This window comes from Acinetobacter sp. FDAARGOS_559, from assembly GCF_003940475.1.
In the GTDB taxonomy this organism is placed as follows: domain Bacteria; phylum Pseudomonadota; class Gammaproteobacteria; order Pseudomonadales; family Moraxellaceae; genus Acinetobacter; species Acinetobacter baumannii.
On the sequence record NZ_RKJG01000005.1, the window covers coordinates 4137857 to 4154030 of the forward strand.

General features: G+C 37.9%; 18 protein-coding genes. 5 read left to right on the plus strand and 13 right to left on the minus strand.

Annotated elements, in window-relative coordinates; translation table 11 throughout:
• Positions 1–86: 86 nt before the first annotated feature.
• The 3 genes from EGS71_RS21475 to EGS71_RS21485 form a co-directional block, all read right to left on the minus strand.
• Positions 87–476 carry a tautomerase family protein gene (locus EGS71_RS21475; protein WP_000084507.1) on the minus strand — a complete coding sequence of 130 codons (390 nt, stop codon included), beginning with the start codon at positions 474–476 and terminating at the stop codon, positions 87–89.
• Between the two features lie 132 nt (positions 477–608).
• Positions 609–950, minus strand: a complete 342-nt coding sequence (gene ygaH / locus EGS71_RS21480; protein WP_001047275.1) for an L-valine transporter subunit YgaH — start codon at positions 948–950, stop codon at positions 609–611.
• 1 nt (position 951) lies between these two features.
• The gene (locus tag EGS71_RS21485) at positions 952–1674 is read right to left on the minus strand and encodes an AzlC family ABC transporter permease (RefSeq protein WP_001111398.1); all 723 of its coding nucleotides are present in this window, start codon (positions 1672–1674) and stop codon (positions 952–954) included.
• Between the two features lie 121 nt (positions 1675–1795).
• Between EGS71_RS21485 and EGS71_RS21490 the strand changes: the two genes are divergently transcribed.
• The gene (locus EGS71_RS21490) at positions 1796–2266 is read left to right on the plus strand and encodes a hypothetical protein (RefSeq protein ID WP_025464664.1); all 471 of its coding nucleotides are present in this window, start codon (positions 1796–1798) and stop codon (positions 2264–2266) included.
• 72 nt (positions 2267–2338) lie between these two features.
• On the opposite strand, the gene EGS71_RS21495 is transcribed toward EGS71_RS21490, so the two are convergent.
• Both EGS71_RS21495 and EGS71_RS21500 read right to left on the minus strand, forming a co-directional pair.
• Complete coding sequence (locus tag EGS71_RS21495; RefSeq protein WP_000736698.1) at positions 2339–2674, minus strand: hypothetical protein; 336 nt, start codon at positions 2672–2674, stop codon at positions 2339–2341.
• A 172-nt stretch (positions 2675–2846) separates the two neighbouring features.
• Complete coding sequence (locus tag EGS71_RS21500) at positions 2847–3554, minus strand: Crp/Fnr family transcriptional regulator (protein WP_000342695.1); 708 nt, start codon at positions 3552–3554, stop codon at positions 2847–2849.
• 92 nt (positions 3555–3646) lie between these two features.
• Between EGS71_RS21500 and EGS71_RS21505 the strand changes: the two genes are divergently transcribed.
• Positions 3647–4168 carry a DUF962 domain-containing protein gene (locus EGS71_RS21505; RefSeq protein WP_000067185.1) on the plus strand — a complete coding sequence of 174 codons (522 nt, stop codon included), beginning with the start codon at positions 3647–3649 and terminating at the stop codon, positions 4166–4168.
• Between the two features lie 46 nt (positions 4169–4214).
• Here the strand turns inward: EGS71_RS21505 and ychF are convergent, their stop codons facing one another.
• The 8 genes from ychF to EGS71_RS21545 all read right to left on the minus strand — a co-directional run bounded on the left by ychF (position 4215) and on the right by EGS71_RS21545 (position 12697).
• Positions 4215–5306: a redox-regulated ATPase YchF gene (gene ychF, locus EGS71_RS21510; RefSeq protein ID WP_000506572.1), complete on the minus strand. Its 1092-nt coding sequence runs from the start codon at positions 5304–5306 to the stop codon at positions 4215–4217.
• 93 nt (positions 5307–5399) lie between these two features.
• Entirely contained in the window at positions 5400–6059 is a 660-nt protein-coding gene (locus tag EGS71_RS21515) for a methionine ABC transporter permease (protein ID WP_001153960.1), read from the minus strand.
• The gene (locus tag EGS71_RS21520; protein ID WP_085944078.1) at positions 6040–7116 is read right to left on the minus strand and encodes a methionine ABC transporter ATP-binding protein; all 1077 of its coding nucleotides are present in this window, start codon (positions 7114–7116) and stop codon (positions 6040–6042) included. Before EGS71_RS21520 ends, EGS71_RS21515 begins: the two co-directional genes overlap by 20 nt.
• 5 nt (positions 7117–7121) lie before the next feature.
• Entirely contained in the window at positions 7122–7955 is an 834-nt protein-coding gene (locus tag EGS71_RS21525) for a MetQ/NlpA family ABC transporter substrate-binding protein (RefSeq protein ID WP_001007356.1), read from the minus strand.
• 13 nt (positions 7956–7968) lie between these two features.
• Positions 7969–8799 (minus strand): MetQ/NlpA family ABC transporter substrate-binding protein, encoded by an 831-nt coding sequence (locus tag EGS71_RS21530; RefSeq protein ID WP_000079416.1) that lies wholly within the window; start codon positions 8797–8799, stop codon positions 7969–7971.
• 14 nt (positions 8800–8813) lie between these two features.
• Positions 8814–10226, minus strand: coding sequence for an LLM class flavin-dependent oxidoreductase (locus EGS71_RS21535; protein ID WP_000753083.1), 1413 nt, complete (start codon positions 10224–10226; stop codon positions 8814–8816).
• On the minus strand, positions 10226–11449 hold the full coding sequence (locus EGS71_RS21540; RefSeq protein ID WP_000205200.1) for an SfnB family sulfur acquisition oxidoreductase: 1224 nt from the start codon (positions 11447–11449) through the stop codon (positions 10226–10228). The genes EGS71_RS21535 and EGS71_RS21540 overlap by 1 nt, the downstream gene beginning before the upstream one ends.
• Positions 11450–11461: 12 nt before the next feature.
• Positions 11462–12697 (minus strand): SfnB family sulfur acquisition oxidoreductase, encoded by a 1236-nt coding sequence (locus EGS71_RS21545; RefSeq protein ID WP_000125338.1) that lies wholly within the window; start codon positions 12695–12697, stop codon positions 11462–11464.
• 344 nt (positions 12698–13041) lie between these two features.
• On the opposite strand from EGS71_RS21545, the gene EGS71_RS21550 reads away from it, so the two are divergent.
• The 3 genes from EGS71_RS21550 (at position 13042) to EGS71_RS21560 (ending at position 16173) form a co-directional block, all read left to right on the plus strand.
• Positions 13042–13806 (plus strand): glutathione S-transferase family protein, encoded by a 765-nt coding sequence (locus tag EGS71_RS21550; RefSeq protein ID WP_001265503.1) that lies wholly within the window; start codon positions 13042–13044, stop codon positions 13804–13806.
• A gap of 536 nt (positions 13807–14342) precedes the next feature.
• A complete protein-coding gene (locus EGS71_RS21555; protein WP_000830363.1) occupies positions 14343–15236 on the plus strand; it encodes an amino acid ABC transporter substrate-binding protein in 894 nt (297 codons plus the stop codon).
• A 94-nt stretch (positions 15237–15330) separates the two neighbouring features.
• Positions 15331–16173: an amino acid ABC transporter permease gene (locus EGS71_RS21560; protein WP_000110649.1), complete on the plus strand. Its 843-nt coding sequence runs from the start codon at positions 15331–15333 to the stop codon at positions 16171–16173.
• Position 16174 lies beyond the last annotated feature (1 nt).

Here is a 16174-nt window from a genome sequence, read left to right on the forward strand (position 1 = left end):
TTTTAAGCATAGCAGAACTTATGGTGGAGTTAAGCCTTATCATGCATAAAAAAAGTAATTTTGTCGGACAATTAAAAAAGTGGTTTTTAGATGTTAACCTGATAGTTTAAAAGCAATTCATCCGCATTTTTACCACGGATGCCCCAATTTTCTTTAGGTGTTTCAAAAATAGTAATTTCAATGTCTTGTGGAGAAATTCTACATTGTTCTTGAATATTACGAAATAAGGTTTGAATAAGCTGCTTTTTAGTGGCTGGGCTGCGGCCTGCAAACATTGAAAGTTCAATAATAATGTAATGCTGGCTCCTGTCAGAAGGATAAATGAAATTTCCTGGTTTAAGGCTAATAAAACGTTGAAACTTCTTCTCAACAGGATATTTCAATTCTTCAATAAGCGCTTGATGGATTGCATGAGAAAGTAATTCTCGGTATTGCATAATGGTTTGTTCATTTGCATAAATTTTAACTTGTGACATTTTTATCTCTATATAAGTAGCTAAGGTTATCTTTTTAATCAATTCAAAAATTAAATTTTCCAAGCCAGGAGTTTCAATCTTAAACGCCTCTGGCCAGATTTTATTTTATATAAGGAAGATCAGTTTATCTATTTATAAAGGTAAATAAGTATAGATCAGACCATAAACAATTGCGGCAGTTAAAGTTGCCGGTACGATTTTCTTAAATTTAAAATAAAGACCTGCTAAAACTAAAAAACCGATAAGCATTGCGAAACTCTTATTGGGAGTTTCAAGGAGAGGTGGAAGGGTAGCAACTACAAGCATGGCACTAATTGCAGATATTCCAATACTTCCTAAGGCAATTTTGATCCAGATTGAGCCGCGTCTTTGTTGGTTGCCCTGTAGTTTTTGTATTACAAAAAAAGGTCCAAAGCGTGAAGCAAAATTGGCTATGCCTACAATAATGCCGACCAAAATAATTTCTAGGTTCATATTAAGCCTCAACCTCATCATGCTGTTTCAGTACATAATGTTTAAATAGACCAGCTAAAATGCCTGAAAAAATACCTATAAAAATAGCGGCTGATAAGTTAATCCAATAACATGCCAAAGCTGAAACTACTAAAGATACAGCAACTACAAGGCTATGCTTTCGTTCAAACGCCGCTAATAAAAAACTTAAGAATAAAGCAGGTAATAAGAAGTCTAAAGCTGCTTGTAAAAACTTTGGTAAATGAGCAACTTGATCGGCAAATAATCCACCTAACAAAGAGCCACTTGCCCAAGCCATCCAACTAAATAGACTTAAGCCTAACATCCAAGACTCGGACCATTGTTGTTTGCGCTGTGAAAGTTGGATCATTCCACTGGCAAAAACTTCATCCGTTAAGCCCCAAGCCCATACTGCCGTTTTCTTAAGATTTAATTTGTTTGGAATCAGGTTGTATAGAGCAGGTCCATAAAGGACATGGCGAATATCTAGTGCAATGACTGTTAATGCTGTTAGCCAAATGGATGAACCGCTAGCCAAAAGCGCGACAACCAAAAATTGGCTAGCGCCGGCATACATTGAACAAGATAGAAAAAAAGCTTCCCATGGTGTAAAACCAAACTGGGATGCAGAAACGCCAAAGGCAAAAGAAACGGGTAAATAGGTGAGTACGATAGCTTGGCTATCTTTGGCGCCTTGCCAAAAAGTTGCTGTTTGGGCAGGCATCAATTGTTGTTCGGACACAATACACCTTGGCAATAAACCAAATGATAAAAATACTTGAAAGATTGAGTATTGTAGCCGAATTTAATAGCATAGTGCCGAAATGTTTAATCGGCAGTTTGATATGTTCAAGGCAAAGATTCGTTTAGTTTATATCGCCATGATGAGTGCAGGTATTTTTACATTGCAGGGCTGTGATAATGGTAATCAAGGTGCAGAAAAAAAAGTAGAAATTAAGCCAGCACCGAAACTAACCAATGATGCAACTGTTTATGCTCAAAAAGCATGGACATTAATTAACACGGTTGAGCATTTAGTTTATGAAAAACAACTCAGCCAAATTGATGACAAAGTTCGTAAACCTTTACGTCAATTAAGTACAGACTGGCGCATTAATGTAAAAATGACGGATTCGGTGACAGAAGGGAAATACGCACTCTGTCGTAAGGCTCTGACAAGTTTAGATATATGGGCACGCGAAACGCTAGAAAACAATAGTTCAGTTGCCCAAAAACAAGCGGACTATGAGCGAGATAAGGCTCAATGTAAGGATGCGATCGATACGCCAAATCTTGGAAATACTTCGCCAAAATAAAACTAATGAATCTAAAAAAGCGAGATGACCAATCTCGCTTTTTTGCTTTAAACGGTAATGGGTGAATGATAATTAAGGTTTTGTCGCAGCTTTAGCTGTGTTGGCAGTTTTTACAGCATCTTGCTTCATTTGGTGAGTCATTTGATGTGATTCATGTTGTGCATGAGTCATACTAGTCATTGCATCATGCTTTTGCATGGTTAAGTCTTTTTTAACTTCCTGTTTAGTTTTAGTTGCCTCTTTCTTTGCTTTTTGAGCTGTAGCTTTTCCATGTACCGCTACACATTTTCCACCTTTGTGATTTGGTCCAGTACCGCCTTGTAGTTGAGTTCCTTTTGGACATGCAAATGCCGAAACACTTAACATAGCCAATACGCCTGCTGTAAGAATTGTTGATAATTTTTTCATGTTAATCAGCGCCTTGTTGAGTATTATTGCTCAGCTTGAGTGTAAGGTGAAAAATTCTGCTTTAAAACATTTATTTTGTGGAAATAGAGTTTGAACAATGTTTTGATTTGCAGTGTTATCTAATTTTTTAATTTAATTTTAAGTTTTTATTATATAGCAGCGTTTCTTACAATTATGAATGAACTTGAGCAATTACTTTTAATTTTTCAATATCTAAAATCTCAATTTTTCTAAAAGCAATTTTAATAATATTCTGTTTTTCAAGTAGGCTCAATTCATGGTTGATCGTCTGCCTAGACGTAGTCAGCATGTTGGCTAATTGCTCTTGAGAAATCTGAATGTGATGATCTTGAATAAGAATATGGTTACCGTATCCTTCTAAAATGAACAGAAGACGTTGTGCCAGCCTTTGAGAAATACTGCGTGTTTGTATCGCAATCTGTTCTAAGAAAACGTACCTGAGTTTTTGGCTAGTTAAACGTGCAAAATAATACCAATAATATGGATGTTCTTTTAGTAGCTCATTTAATGGTTTTGCGGGAATATGCAGAACTATACTTTTTTTTAAAGCAATCGCGTCGTGTGACCGTGGCTCATGATCAATTAAAGATATTTCACCGAACCACATAATCGGCTCAGCAATTGCAGAAAGTGCTTCATTACCATTTACATCGACATAACCTAAGCTAATTGAGCCTTCAAGGACTGTATAAATACCATCAAACTCATCTTGAGCGTGGAAAACATAGCTATTTTTCTCAAAAGTAATTTGCTTGCCATGTTCTAAAATAAACTTTTGAAATGCTTCCGGAAGCACGCTAAACCATGTGTTTTCTTTTAATCGGTTAATATAAATTAGGTCCAATATTCGGTCATCCATGAAAAAATTCATTACTTTGTCAAATAGCTGACAACTTTAAATTTTCCTTATTTGTACAGTATGACTATAGTTAGGTGAATAGGGAATAACTCATGTCAAATCTGGAGCAGAAACTGAGCCAATATGCGGCTTATCATTTAAATCATCAAAATATTTTGACGCATTTTATAGGCATTCCACTCATCGTGTTTTCAATTTTATGTTTAACAGCGAGGGCAGGAATCGATATTGGTAATTTTAAAGTTACTTTAGCTATGGTACTGATTGCATTCAGTACAATCTATTATTTATTTCTAGATAAAGTTTTTGGCTTAATCATGCTTATGATATTGGTGGCCGTGTATCCACTGGCAAGCCAAATTGCCGAACTTTCTTTAGGACAATGGTTGGCTGCAAGTATTGGTTTCTTTGTGGTGGGATGGGCTTTTCAGTTTGTAGGGCATTATTTTGAAAAGAAAAAACCTGCTTTTGTTGATGATGTAATAGGACTTGCAATTGGACCACTATTTGTATTGGCAGAATTTATATTTATGTTAGGCTTTAGAAAGCCTTTGCATGAGCGAATTTTACACGAGGCGCGCAGTAAACGAGAGATGATGGATTTAAGCCATTAAATATAAAAAAGCCCCAATCTAGTGGGGCTTTTTTTTAAGCTTTAACTTAAACGTTAAAACGGAAGTGCATTACATCGCCGTCTTGAACAACGTAAGTTTTACCTTCTAAACGCCATTTACCTGCTTCTTTAGCGCCGTTTTCACCGTTGTATTGTACGAAGTCATCATATGCAACAACTTCAGCACGGATAAAGCCTTTTTCGAAATCAGTATGGATAACACCAGCTGCTTGAGGAGCCGTTGCACCAACTTTTACTGTCCATGCACGAACTTCTTGTACACCAGCAGTGAAATAAGTTTGTAAACCTAAAAGTTTATAGCCTGCACGAATAACTACGTTTAAGCCTGGTTCTTCCATGCCCATTGCTTCTAAGAATTCAGCACGATCTTCATCTTCTAATAATGAAATTTCAGCTTCGATTTGGTTGCAAAGCGGCACAACAATTGCATTTTCTTCGGCAGCAAGTTTTTTAACAGCTTCTAAATGTGGGTTGTTTTCAAAACCATCTTCTGCAACGTTTGCAATGTACATGGTTGGTTTCAAAGTCATTAAACCAAAACCACGAATTAATTTGCGTTCGTCATCAGACAAATCAGCCGCGCGAGCTGGTTTACCTTCGTCAAGTAACGGTTGGATTTTCTCTAAAACTGCTTTAGTTGCTACAGCTTCTTTGTCACCGCCTTTAGCAACTTTAGTTAAACGTAAAATTGCTTTAGCAACAGTCTCAAGGTCTGCAAGTGCAAGTTCAGTATTGATAGTTGCAATGTCATCTAATGGATCAATTTTACCATTTACGTGAATGACGTTTTCGTCTTCGAAACAACGTACCACATGAGCGATTGCATCAGTTTCACGAATGTTAGCAAGGAACTGGTTACCCAAACCTTCGCCTTTTGATGCACCAGCAACAAGACCTGCAATGTCCACAAATTCCATAGTGGTCGGCAAAACACGCTGAGGGTTAACAATTGCAGCAAGTTTATCTAAACGTGGATCTGGAACAGGAACAATACCTGTGTTTGGCTCAATGGTACAGAACGGGAAGTTTTCCGCTGCAATCGCTGCTTTAGTTAATGCATTGAAAAGGGTAGATTTCCCTACATTTGGCAGACCAACAATACCGCAATTAAAACCCATGAAAACCACTCACAAATGTGTAAATTAAAAATTGTGGCTGATTTTACATGAAAGCCATGACAAAGTCATGGCTAGAGCAGGGTTCTGTTGTGTTTAAACTTTACGTTTATCGAGTTGCTGGGCTAATGCATCACCAGTCGCTTGTACTAACATGACTAAAACAATCAATACTAAAATAACGGCCAACATAATTTGCATATCAAAACGTTGATAACCATATCGATAGGCAATGTCTCCTAAGCCACCTGCACCAATAGCACCAGCAATCGCAGATGAATTAATCATTGTCACTATAGTCACTGTAAAGCCTGCCACAATACCTGGCAAAGCCTCTGGTAAAAGTACGTGCCAGATAATTTGTTTGCGGTTACAACCCATGGCTTGTGCAGCTTCAATTAAGCCTTGATCGACTTCACGTAGGCTGACTTCTGCAATACGGGCAAAAAACGGAATGGCCGCAATCGTTAAGGGAACAACCGCTGCCCATACGCCATAACTTGTACCCACAATCCAGCGAGTAAGCGGAATAAGTGCAACCATTAAAATTAGAAAGGGTACAGAACGAGTAATGTTGATGACCCAACCCAAAGCTTGATTAATCTTTTGCGACGGATGAATGCCATGTTCAGAAGTGCTGACTAAAATAACAGCGATAGGTAAGCCAATTAAAAAGGCAATGAATGCAGATGCGCCTACCATGAGCAAGGTATCTACAGTTCCAGTAATTAATAAATCAATGAGCTGGTCTTGCATAGCCAAGTACCTCAAATTGTGCAATTGCTGTTAATGCATCTTGTTGTATAGATGAAAGATCAATTTCTACGTTAGGAATACCAACTAAAAGTGAGCCAATAATGTGCCCTTGAATGATATCGACCTGACTTTGATATAAATTGACTGGTGCTTTGAATCTGGCAAGTAGTTCTTGGATATCTGGAACCTGATGTGCTTCAGCCTCATATTTCAGTTTTACAATAATATGAGTCGAATTTTCATCAGGTAGACGGCTGATTTTAAAAGGCAGGGTAATTTGCTCAAGGTTTAATAGTTCTTGAGTAATTTGTTGCTCTGGTCGTGAAAATACCGACCAAACTTGCCCAGCCTCTACAATCTCACCTTGGTCAATCACCACGACTTGATCACAAATTTCTCGAATCACTTGCATTTCGTGAGTAATTAATACAATGGTGAGACCAAGTTCCTGATTAATCTTTTTAAGTAAAGCCAAAATAGTGGCGGTACTTTCAGGGTCAAGTGCTGAGGTTGCCTCGTCACACAGTAAAATTTCTGGGTGGTGAACAAGTGCGCGCGCAATACCAACACGTTGCTTTTGTCCGCCAGAAAGTTGTGATGGATAATAGTTAGATTTATCTGCAAGACCTACGAGAGCCAGAACTTCATTTACGCGTTGGTCGATATCTGCTTTGTTATAATTGGAAACTTTTAAGGGCAATGCCACGTTTTCCCAAACTGTTTTTGCAGACATTAAATTGAAATGTTGAAAAATCATTCCAATCCGTTGACGGGTTTGAATAAGCTCGGAATGGCTCAATTCAGCAATGTTTTGTTGATGAATATGAATGCTGCCAGTATTTACTTGTTCTAAACCATTTAATGTACGAAGTAAGGAAGATTTTCCTGCACCACTTTTACCAATAATGCCTAAAATCTTACCTTGGGGAATATCAAGGTTAATCTCTTTTAAAGCGTGCAGTTTTTGACCTTGAGATTGGTAAAACTTATTTAAACCACGAATTTTGATGTGGGGTAGAGAAAAATCAACTTGTGATCCAAAACTCACCATCGTCATTCTCCTTATTTCCAGCCTTGAAACCACATACCTTTACCAAAGTCCTTATCCAGAATGTCTTGTGCTTGTTTTGAGTTCTGGAATGCTTTAACAAAGGTTGCAAGTTTTTGGTTTTTGTCTTGGTAATCGCGACGGGTCACAAACAAAATTGCATATTTTTTATCGATTGGGTCTAAAAATAATGCGCTATGTGGGTCGGTTACCTTTGCCATTTTTAAGTAATGGGGGAAGCCGAAAATTAAATCGACATCGTTATATGCATGTGCTGTCTGTGGGCCTTCAACTTCAACAAAGCTCAGCTGTTTAGGATTAGCTATAATGTCTTGGGTTGTTGAAAGTTCATTATTTATATCTTTAAGCTGAATTAAGCCAGCACGATGTAATAAAATTAAAGCACGGGCTAAATTGACCGGATCGTTTGGAATAGCTACACGTGCATTTGAAGGAAGTTCTTCAAGTGATTTATATTTTTTTGAATATAAACCCACATGACTTCCTGAACCCACACCAAATGCATGTAAGTCATAACCCGTTTCTTTAACAGCATGACGTAGAAATACGCTTTGCTGGAAAAAGTTTGCATCAATATCACCGTTTTGTACGGCAACATTGGGTGCTCGCCAATCAGAAAATTCAACGAGTTTGACATGAACGCCTTGCTTTTCTACTTCATTGGCAACGCTTTGTAATAGCTCAGCATAAGGCGGGCTAATGCCAATCGTTAAAACATCATCGGCTTGTTTATTTTTAATATAACGGTAACCGACAAGGCCCAGAACTACGATTAAAATCGTAATTCCGAGTAACCAAGGCTTATGCTGTTTGAACTGAATCGCCATAATCTTTCCGTTATTACTTCCAGCCAGGGAACCAAAGTTTTGGCCCAATTTCAGCGTCTAACACAGCTTTAACTTTTGGCGAGTTTTGATAGATCTCAACAAATTTCTTTAATTTTTCTCCCTTATCTTGGTAGTCATCACGCACTACAAACAAAATGGCATAACGTTTATTGGTATTGTCATCCAGTAAAAGCGCACTATTAGGGTCTGCTGTTTTTGCTAAGCGCAAGTAATGTGGATAACCAAAAGCCAAGTCAACATCATCAATTGCACGAGCAGTCTGTGGTCCTTCAACCTCAATAAATTGCAAATTTTTAGGGTTTGAAACAACATCTTTGAGTGCAGATAAGTGATTATTTGAATCTTTAAGCGTAATTAACTTAGCTTGTTGTAAAAGAAGTAGGGCACGACCTTGGTTCACCGGATCATTTGGAATGACTACGCGTGCGTTTTGTGGCAATTCATCAAGACTTTTATATTTCTTTGAATACAGTCCCACATGTGAGGCTGCACCTACTGCAAATGCCTTTAACTTAAAGCCAGTTTCTTTAATTGCATTATCTAAGAAAGGTTGATGCTGGAAAAAGTTCGCATCAATATCCCCATGATTTAAGGTAATGTTTGGGGTATTCCAGTCAGAAAATTCAACAAGTTTTACATTTAAACCTTGTTTCTTTGCTTCATCGGCAGCAGCTTGTAAAGGTTTTGCAAATGGTGGACTAATGCCAATCACAAGTTCATTTGAGCCACTTTGACGATGTTTATTCCATAAGAACAAAGCAACAAAAAGGACTACAACGACTAAGCCTATGCCTAGCCATTTTTTAGAGGCTGTTTGAGCCATGTCTATCTCCAAATTTAAGCGGTTATTTCTTCAATTTTTGTTAAGTTTTTGCTGTTGTTATAGGGACTACATCGGAACGCTTGAACAGGGTGCTGTTCTGGTAAGTGATCACCCCGATTAAAAATTTTGTTCCGTAGTGAACCCGTTTTATATGCAGTTTTATAGCGACCACGTTGTTGTAGCTCTGGAATGACCAAGCGTATAAAGTCATGGTGAGACTCAGGGGCAACGGTACGTGTCAAATTAAAGCCATCAATATCAGTCTCATCTAAAAGATGAATTAAGTATTCAGCAACCTCTTCGCCACTACCCACAATAAGGGGATAACGACCACCTAAAACATGCTGAGCTTTTAAGTCATTTTTTGTGATTTGCTGTTCTTTAAACTTTTCGGTAATCGAAACAATGCTGTTACTTTTTTGGTAAGGAATTGCTTCATCATCGGCAAACTTACTTAAGTCAATGCCTGTTGAACTCGCATAATGCGCTAAGCCTGCTTCAGGGCTCGCATACTGACGATATTCATTAAGTTTTTGTACAGCCAGATCATGTGTTTCGGCCACAACAACAGTTATGCCGACAAACACTTTAATATCGTTAGCTGAGCGTCCTTGCTGTTCGGCAAGAGTACGAATCTTTTTCACTTGTTCGCGAATTTTTTCGGGTTTGTCACCGCCAATAAATACACATTCAGCATGACGTGTTGCAAACTGCATACCTTTAGGTGAAGCACCTGCTTGAAATAGGGTTGGAGTGCGTTGCACAGAAGGAGATACCTGAAACACACCTTCACTCTGGTAATACTTTCCATGGTGGTGAATGGTATGCACCTTAGAAGGATCTGTAAAAACACGCCGTGCTTTATCTTTTTTAACTGCGTCGTTTTCCCAAGAACCTTCCCAATATTTGTAGCAAAGTTCTAAAAACTCTTCGGCTTGTTCATAGCGGGCATCGTGGTCTTTTAAACCTTTTTGACCAATTAAGCGTTCGGCACTATCTAGATAACCTGTCACGATATTCCAGCCAATACGACCTTGAGTTAAATGGTCAAGACTCGCAAAGCGGCGAGCAAATTGATATGGATGCTCATAGCTTAAGTTCACAGTGACCCCAAAACTTAAGTTTTGAGTGACTGCCGCCATTGCTGAAATGAGTGTAGACGGGTCATGGCTCGGAAGCTGAATGGACTCTTTTAAAGTGAGATCTATACCGTTTTGATAGACGTCATACACACCGGTAATATCAGCTATAAACAAACCATCAAATAAACCATTTTCTAAAGTTTTGGCCTGTTCTGTCCAATAGCTCAGTTCATTAAAGCGGTGTGATTCATCACGTGGATGTGTCCATAAGCCATGATTGATATGCCCAACACAGTTCATGTCAAAGGCGTTTAATAAAATCTCTTTCGCTTTGAAATCTGCCATTACAATGTCCCCCGACGAGGTGGAAGCACACCGTTAAGAACGTAGTTCCCAATAAAGTAATATTTCCATCGTGCAGCATCATGTAAGGTATGTACACGCGCATTACGCCAGAAACGGTCTAGGCCATCTTGAGACTGACTACCACGGCTACCAGCAAGTTCAATCAGCTTAGACGATGCTTTGAGTGCGATATCGGTACTATGAGCACGTACTTTAGCCACATCAATGGATGCTTTAGCAATGCTTTCAGGTGTGGTTTCAATTTTTGCGGCATCAATTGATTGAGCTGCCTGTTTTAATAGGACTTCACTAGCTCGTACATCTACCGCAATACGTCCTAATTCATAAATCGTTAAAGGATCTTGGTTGGCTGTTTCTACATTTGAATCAATCCATGGGCGAGCTTGATGCACTCTTTGCAAGCTTTCTTCAAAGGCTGCACGTGCAATGCCTACCTCAATCGATGCATGCATGATTTGGGCAAAAGGTCCGACTAAGGTTGGTTGTAAAAATGCTGTATCAAAAGGAATAACATCATCTGCATCGACAAAAACCTGATCAAACTTAACTGTGCCGCTGCCTGTAGTTTTTTGTCCAAATCCAGACCAGTCATCAACAAGTTTTAATCCTTGTGAACCACTTTTTACAAAGGCTAAATACTCTCGACCTGCATCATCTAAAACTAAGGTTGGAATACGGTGAGCAAATAAACTTCCTGTGCAGTAAAACTTTTCACCCTGAATGAGATATCCATTTTCATGCGGACGAATGTTAGTTTGTTTATGGGTTGAAGTTTTAGTTTTAAACTCAGCAAGTGCATTACCAAAGCGGGTGCCATTTAACACTTCGCCGTATAAACGTTGTTTCTGAGTTTCTGTACCTGTATTGCGTAACACTTCTAATGCATAGAAGTGGTTTTGTGGAATTTGCCCGATTGAACCATCTGCACCGCTTAAAAGTGCAATCACTTTAGCAACAGTATGACTTGAAACTTCGGCACCGCCATATTGCTTTGGTACTGTAATTGCCCAAAGTCCAGACTGGCTCAAAGCATCAATTTCGGTATACGGTAAAATTCGCTTAGCGTCTCGCTCAACTGCGGTTTTTTTAAATTGCTCAGCAAACTGTTTGGCAATTTCTAATGCTTCAGCATCATTTTGAATAATGTGCGCTTGGCCAGATGCCGATGTTTGTTTAGTTTGAACCGATTGATATGAAGTCATGACAATTGCTCCTTAAATCCAGGCATGGCGGGCAGGGAAATGACCATTAAGGTAATAATTGCCAATGGCATGTAATTTCCAGCGAACAGGGTCGTGTAAGGTATGTACACGGGCATTTCGCCAATGTTGATCTAAATTATGTTGGCTTAAACTTGAACGGCTACCGCCTAGCTCTAGTAGTTTTTCTGAGATTTGTAGGGCAGCATCATTGGCATAGACTTTTGCTTCTGCGACCAAAATTGAAGCTTTTGCTACTTGTTCGTCAGTCACCGTTTGAAGTTGATCAAGTTCATCTAAATATTCAGCAGCTTCATCAAGCAGTAAAATTGCTGCGTCGAGTAAAATATTTAACTTACCCACCTCTTGTAGGGTGTAATGTTCAAAGCTGGCTTTTTCAACATTTGCATCAATAATGGGGCGCGCTTTGTGTATGGTCGATAAAGTATCTTCAAAAGCAGCTTCCGCAATACCGACATCAATTGCCACTTGTAATAACTGCGAATACGCACCGCGATAGGTTGGAACTTGTGTTAATAATCGCTCATCAAAAATAAGTTCAGGATTAATTTCAACTTGATTTAATTTAACCGTACCACTGGCTGTAGTACGCTGACCAAACCCATTCCAGTCATTAATAACTTCAATGCCTTGAGCATCTCGGTTAACAATCACTAAAACGACATGACCTTCAGGATGAACCGCTTTAATTGCAAGCCAATGCGCAAAACTTGTTCCCGTCGAATAAAACTTTTCGCCGTTTAAAAAATATTTGCCGTTTTCAATAGTAAGCGTGGTTTTTAAGGTTTTTGAGTCATGGGTATTTCGTTCGGGACCGCCGTTGGCAAGACGTTTACCGGCTAATATTTCTGAAAAGATAAATTGTTTTTGTTGTTCTGTACCCATGATTTCAATCAGGTTTAACAGACTAATCTGATTTTGTGGAATCTGACCAACATTTGCATCACCTTTACTTAAAATACGGAAAACTTGTGCCAGTGTTTTATTGGAAACGAAAGCACCGCCGTATTTTTTTGCAATACGAATTCCGCCTAAGCCTTTTTGGCTAAAGCTTTCGATTTGCTCATGCGGTAATAAGCGTTGTTGATCACGTGTATTACGACCCTCTAAAGCAAAATCAGCCACTTGATAAGCAGCATTAATTGCTTGTTGATCATTTTGAATGACTTGGACGTATGCCGTCGTTTTAGATAGAGAATTAGACATAATGACACCTTGTATTGCTGTCATTACCTTACAAAAGAAATATTTTTCCACTAAACGAGGACTTATGCTCAGCTTATGAATAAAAATGCAAAGCACTTTTTTTGATTTTTAATAGATAAATAGAGATATAGAAATATATTAAAAATCAATAAATTATAATTTTTATTTGTAAAATGAATAACAAAAGGACTTTAATATGAAAAACAACTATAAGTACGGTAAAAAAAGATATAAAAAATATAGACCTAACTGTCAGTGAAAAATGAGCACAATATCCATTGTTTTCATTAAAAATAGCTTCTAAAGTATCTACTTACCGAAGACGATTTTTGTACGAATAGTCAAATAAAAATAAACGTGGAGATTTTATGCGGGTTTTGTATCAGTTTCCTTTGTCTCATTATTGTGAAAAAGCTCGCTGGTTGTTAGACCATAAAGAACTTGATTACGTTGCACATAATTTGATTCCTGGATTTCACCGTGCTTTTGCACAACTTAAAACAGGTCAAAATTTGTTGCCGATTTTAAAAGATGACCATCGCTGGATTGCTGAGTCGACTAAAATTGCGCTTTATCTGGATGATACTTATCCGGAACATGCACTTTTACGCCGTGATGAACAACTTAGACAGCAAACTCTTAAAATTGATAGTTTGGCAGATGAACTTGGGGTGCATGTACGTCGTTGGGCACTTGCTCATACTTTAGCTCAAGGTGATCATGCTCTAGAGATTATGATGGGCGAACAAGGCTACTTACGACAGTTTGAGAAAATATCAAAACCGTTTCTCAAGACTCTAGTCAAGAAGAATTATAAGCTTGAAGAAGAGCTCGTAAGTCAGTCAAAAGGACGCATGGATGAACTCATTAATGAGTTAAACCATTATTTAATTGAAAACCAAGCACGTTATATGGTTGGTGACCGCTTAAGCCTCGCTGATATTTCAGTATGTTCTATGCTTGCACCTTTATTAGAAATAAAAGGTACACCATGGGAAAGGGAAGAAGATGGGGAAGTATCGCCTGATTGGAGTAATTATCAGAAATATTTACTTGATTTGCCGCTTGGACAGTACGTTTTAAGAATATATCAAACTGAACGTAATGCACGGGTTGACTGGCGAGGAATTTAAATTTTAGTTTTTAAAAAGCTCCGATAAAATCGGGGCTTTTTTATTTTTTAACTTTAAAGATACTTAAAAAATATTACTATCAATTTTATAAATGATTTTTAATAAAACATTTATGTATATTATTTTGATGCTTAATTTAATATTTATTACTGTTTATTCAACTTAAGTATAAGCTACTAATAAATTTGATCTTTTATTTTTGGGATAAAAGTTACTTTTGCTAAAAACAGTTTTTAGAAAAATTTAAGCCACTTTATTGTGCATGTGTTTACATTGTAATCAATAATTGCCACATTTAAGTGTAAATAGATGAGCTTAATAATAGACAGAAGATTAAAACATAGATTAAAGTAGAAACATGTGAGCAGTTTTAAAGGTATTAATTCTGCGAAACAGATAAATAATAAGTGAAGCAAATGGACGTGTCCTACTTGGAAAAGTTGGCTCGATAATTGCAATTTAATAATAAATCACTCTATTTCTCTATATGAATGATTCTGTAGACAAATAGAGGGAATGATCATCAAGGAGTTCTTATGAAACGTTCTGCAACCTCTCTCATTGTTTCAACAGTTATGCTTTGTACGGTTGGTGCTACTTCTCAAATTCAGGCAGCAGATACATTAGCTAAAATTAAAAGTACTGGGAAAATCGTTATTGGCCACCGAGAATCGTCTGACCCGATTTCATATGTTGTTGCAGGTAAACCAGTAGGTTATGCAGTCGACATTTGTAACCAGTTTGCAAATGATATTAAAAAAGAATTGAAAATGCCTGGTTTAAAAGTTGAATACAAGGCAGTAACCTCATCAACACGTATTCCTGAGCTTTTAGCGGGCAATATTGATATGGAATGTGGTACCACCACAAATTCTAAACAGCGTCAGCAACAAGTAGGTTTCTCAACTAACTACTATGCAACAGAAGTACGCATGGCTGTTAAAGCAAACTCTGGTATTAAAAGTTTGGCAGACTTAAATGGTAAAGCAGTTGTTACTACTCAAGGTACTACATCTGACAAGTACATTAAGATGAATGAAAAAGGCCAAGCAATTAATGTACAAAATATTTATGGTAAAGACCATGCTGACTCTTTTGCCATGATGGCATCTGGACGCGCTGCTGCATTTGTAATGGATGATAATATTTTAGCAGGCTTAATTGCTAAGTCTTCTACACCTAAAGCATTTGCAATTGTTGGTCCAGTACTTTCATCAGAACCTTATGGCATTATGATTGCAAAAGATGATCCAAAATTTAAAGCAATTGCTGACCGTACTGTAAATAACTTATGGAAAACTGGTCAAATGGATGCTTTATATAAAAAATGGTTCTTATCGCCAATTCCACCGAAAAATACTAATTTGAACATGCAACAAAGTTCATCTTATAAAAAACTCAAAGCTCACCCAACAGATGCAGGAATCTAACTGGATCTTTTTGTCCTAAATTTACTTGTGCAGGTGTAAAAATTCATTTGCACAAGTGGTCTATTTTCTAAAGATATTAATTTAAGGGGCAAACATGTCAGTCGGCTCACTAAACTGGACTATATTCTGTGCGGAGTCTAATGAATATGGTGTCGATAAAGCCGCATGGGCAGAATCAGTTTGTAAGGTTATTGGTAGTTCTAGCTACAATGCCTATGCTGAGGCGCCCACATGGTTACAAATGTTAGGTTCTGGTGTCTTTACTATGGTTTGGACTGCCATTGTAGCCTTTCTTATCGCATTTTTATTAGGTTCTCTCCTCGGGGTAATTCGTACTTTACCCAATAAACCACTTGCTTTTATCGGCAACTGCTATGTCGAAATATTCCGTAATATTCCATTAATTGTACAGTTATTCTTCTGGGCTTTTGTTTTTCCGGAGTTCTTACCGGACAGTTTAAGTGCAGGAAGTGGAGATGTTGTAGCAGGGGGATGGTGGAAAAACATTTTAAATCAACAACCCGCTGTTATCGGTGTTTTTGCTTTAGGCCTTTATACTGCGGCACGTGTTTCGGAGCATGTCAGAGCCGGAATTAACACGGTTTCTCGTGGTCAAAAGTTTGCGGCATCGGCTATGGGATTTACCACCGCTCAAAGTTATCGTTATGTGATTTTGCCAGTTGCGTACCGTACGGTATGGCCAACGATTACGTCAGAAGCAATGAACGTCTTTAAAAACTCGGCAGTTTTATATGCCTTAAGTGTTTTAAATTTCTTTGCTTATACCAAAACCATGCGTGAAGAGACTTCACAGGACATTATCATTCTTATTCTGTCTACACCTGTCTATTTAATCATTACATACACCATTAAATTTATAATGGCATGGATTGAAAAACGCATGGCTGTACCAGGTTTAGGCTCGGGAGGAAAATAAT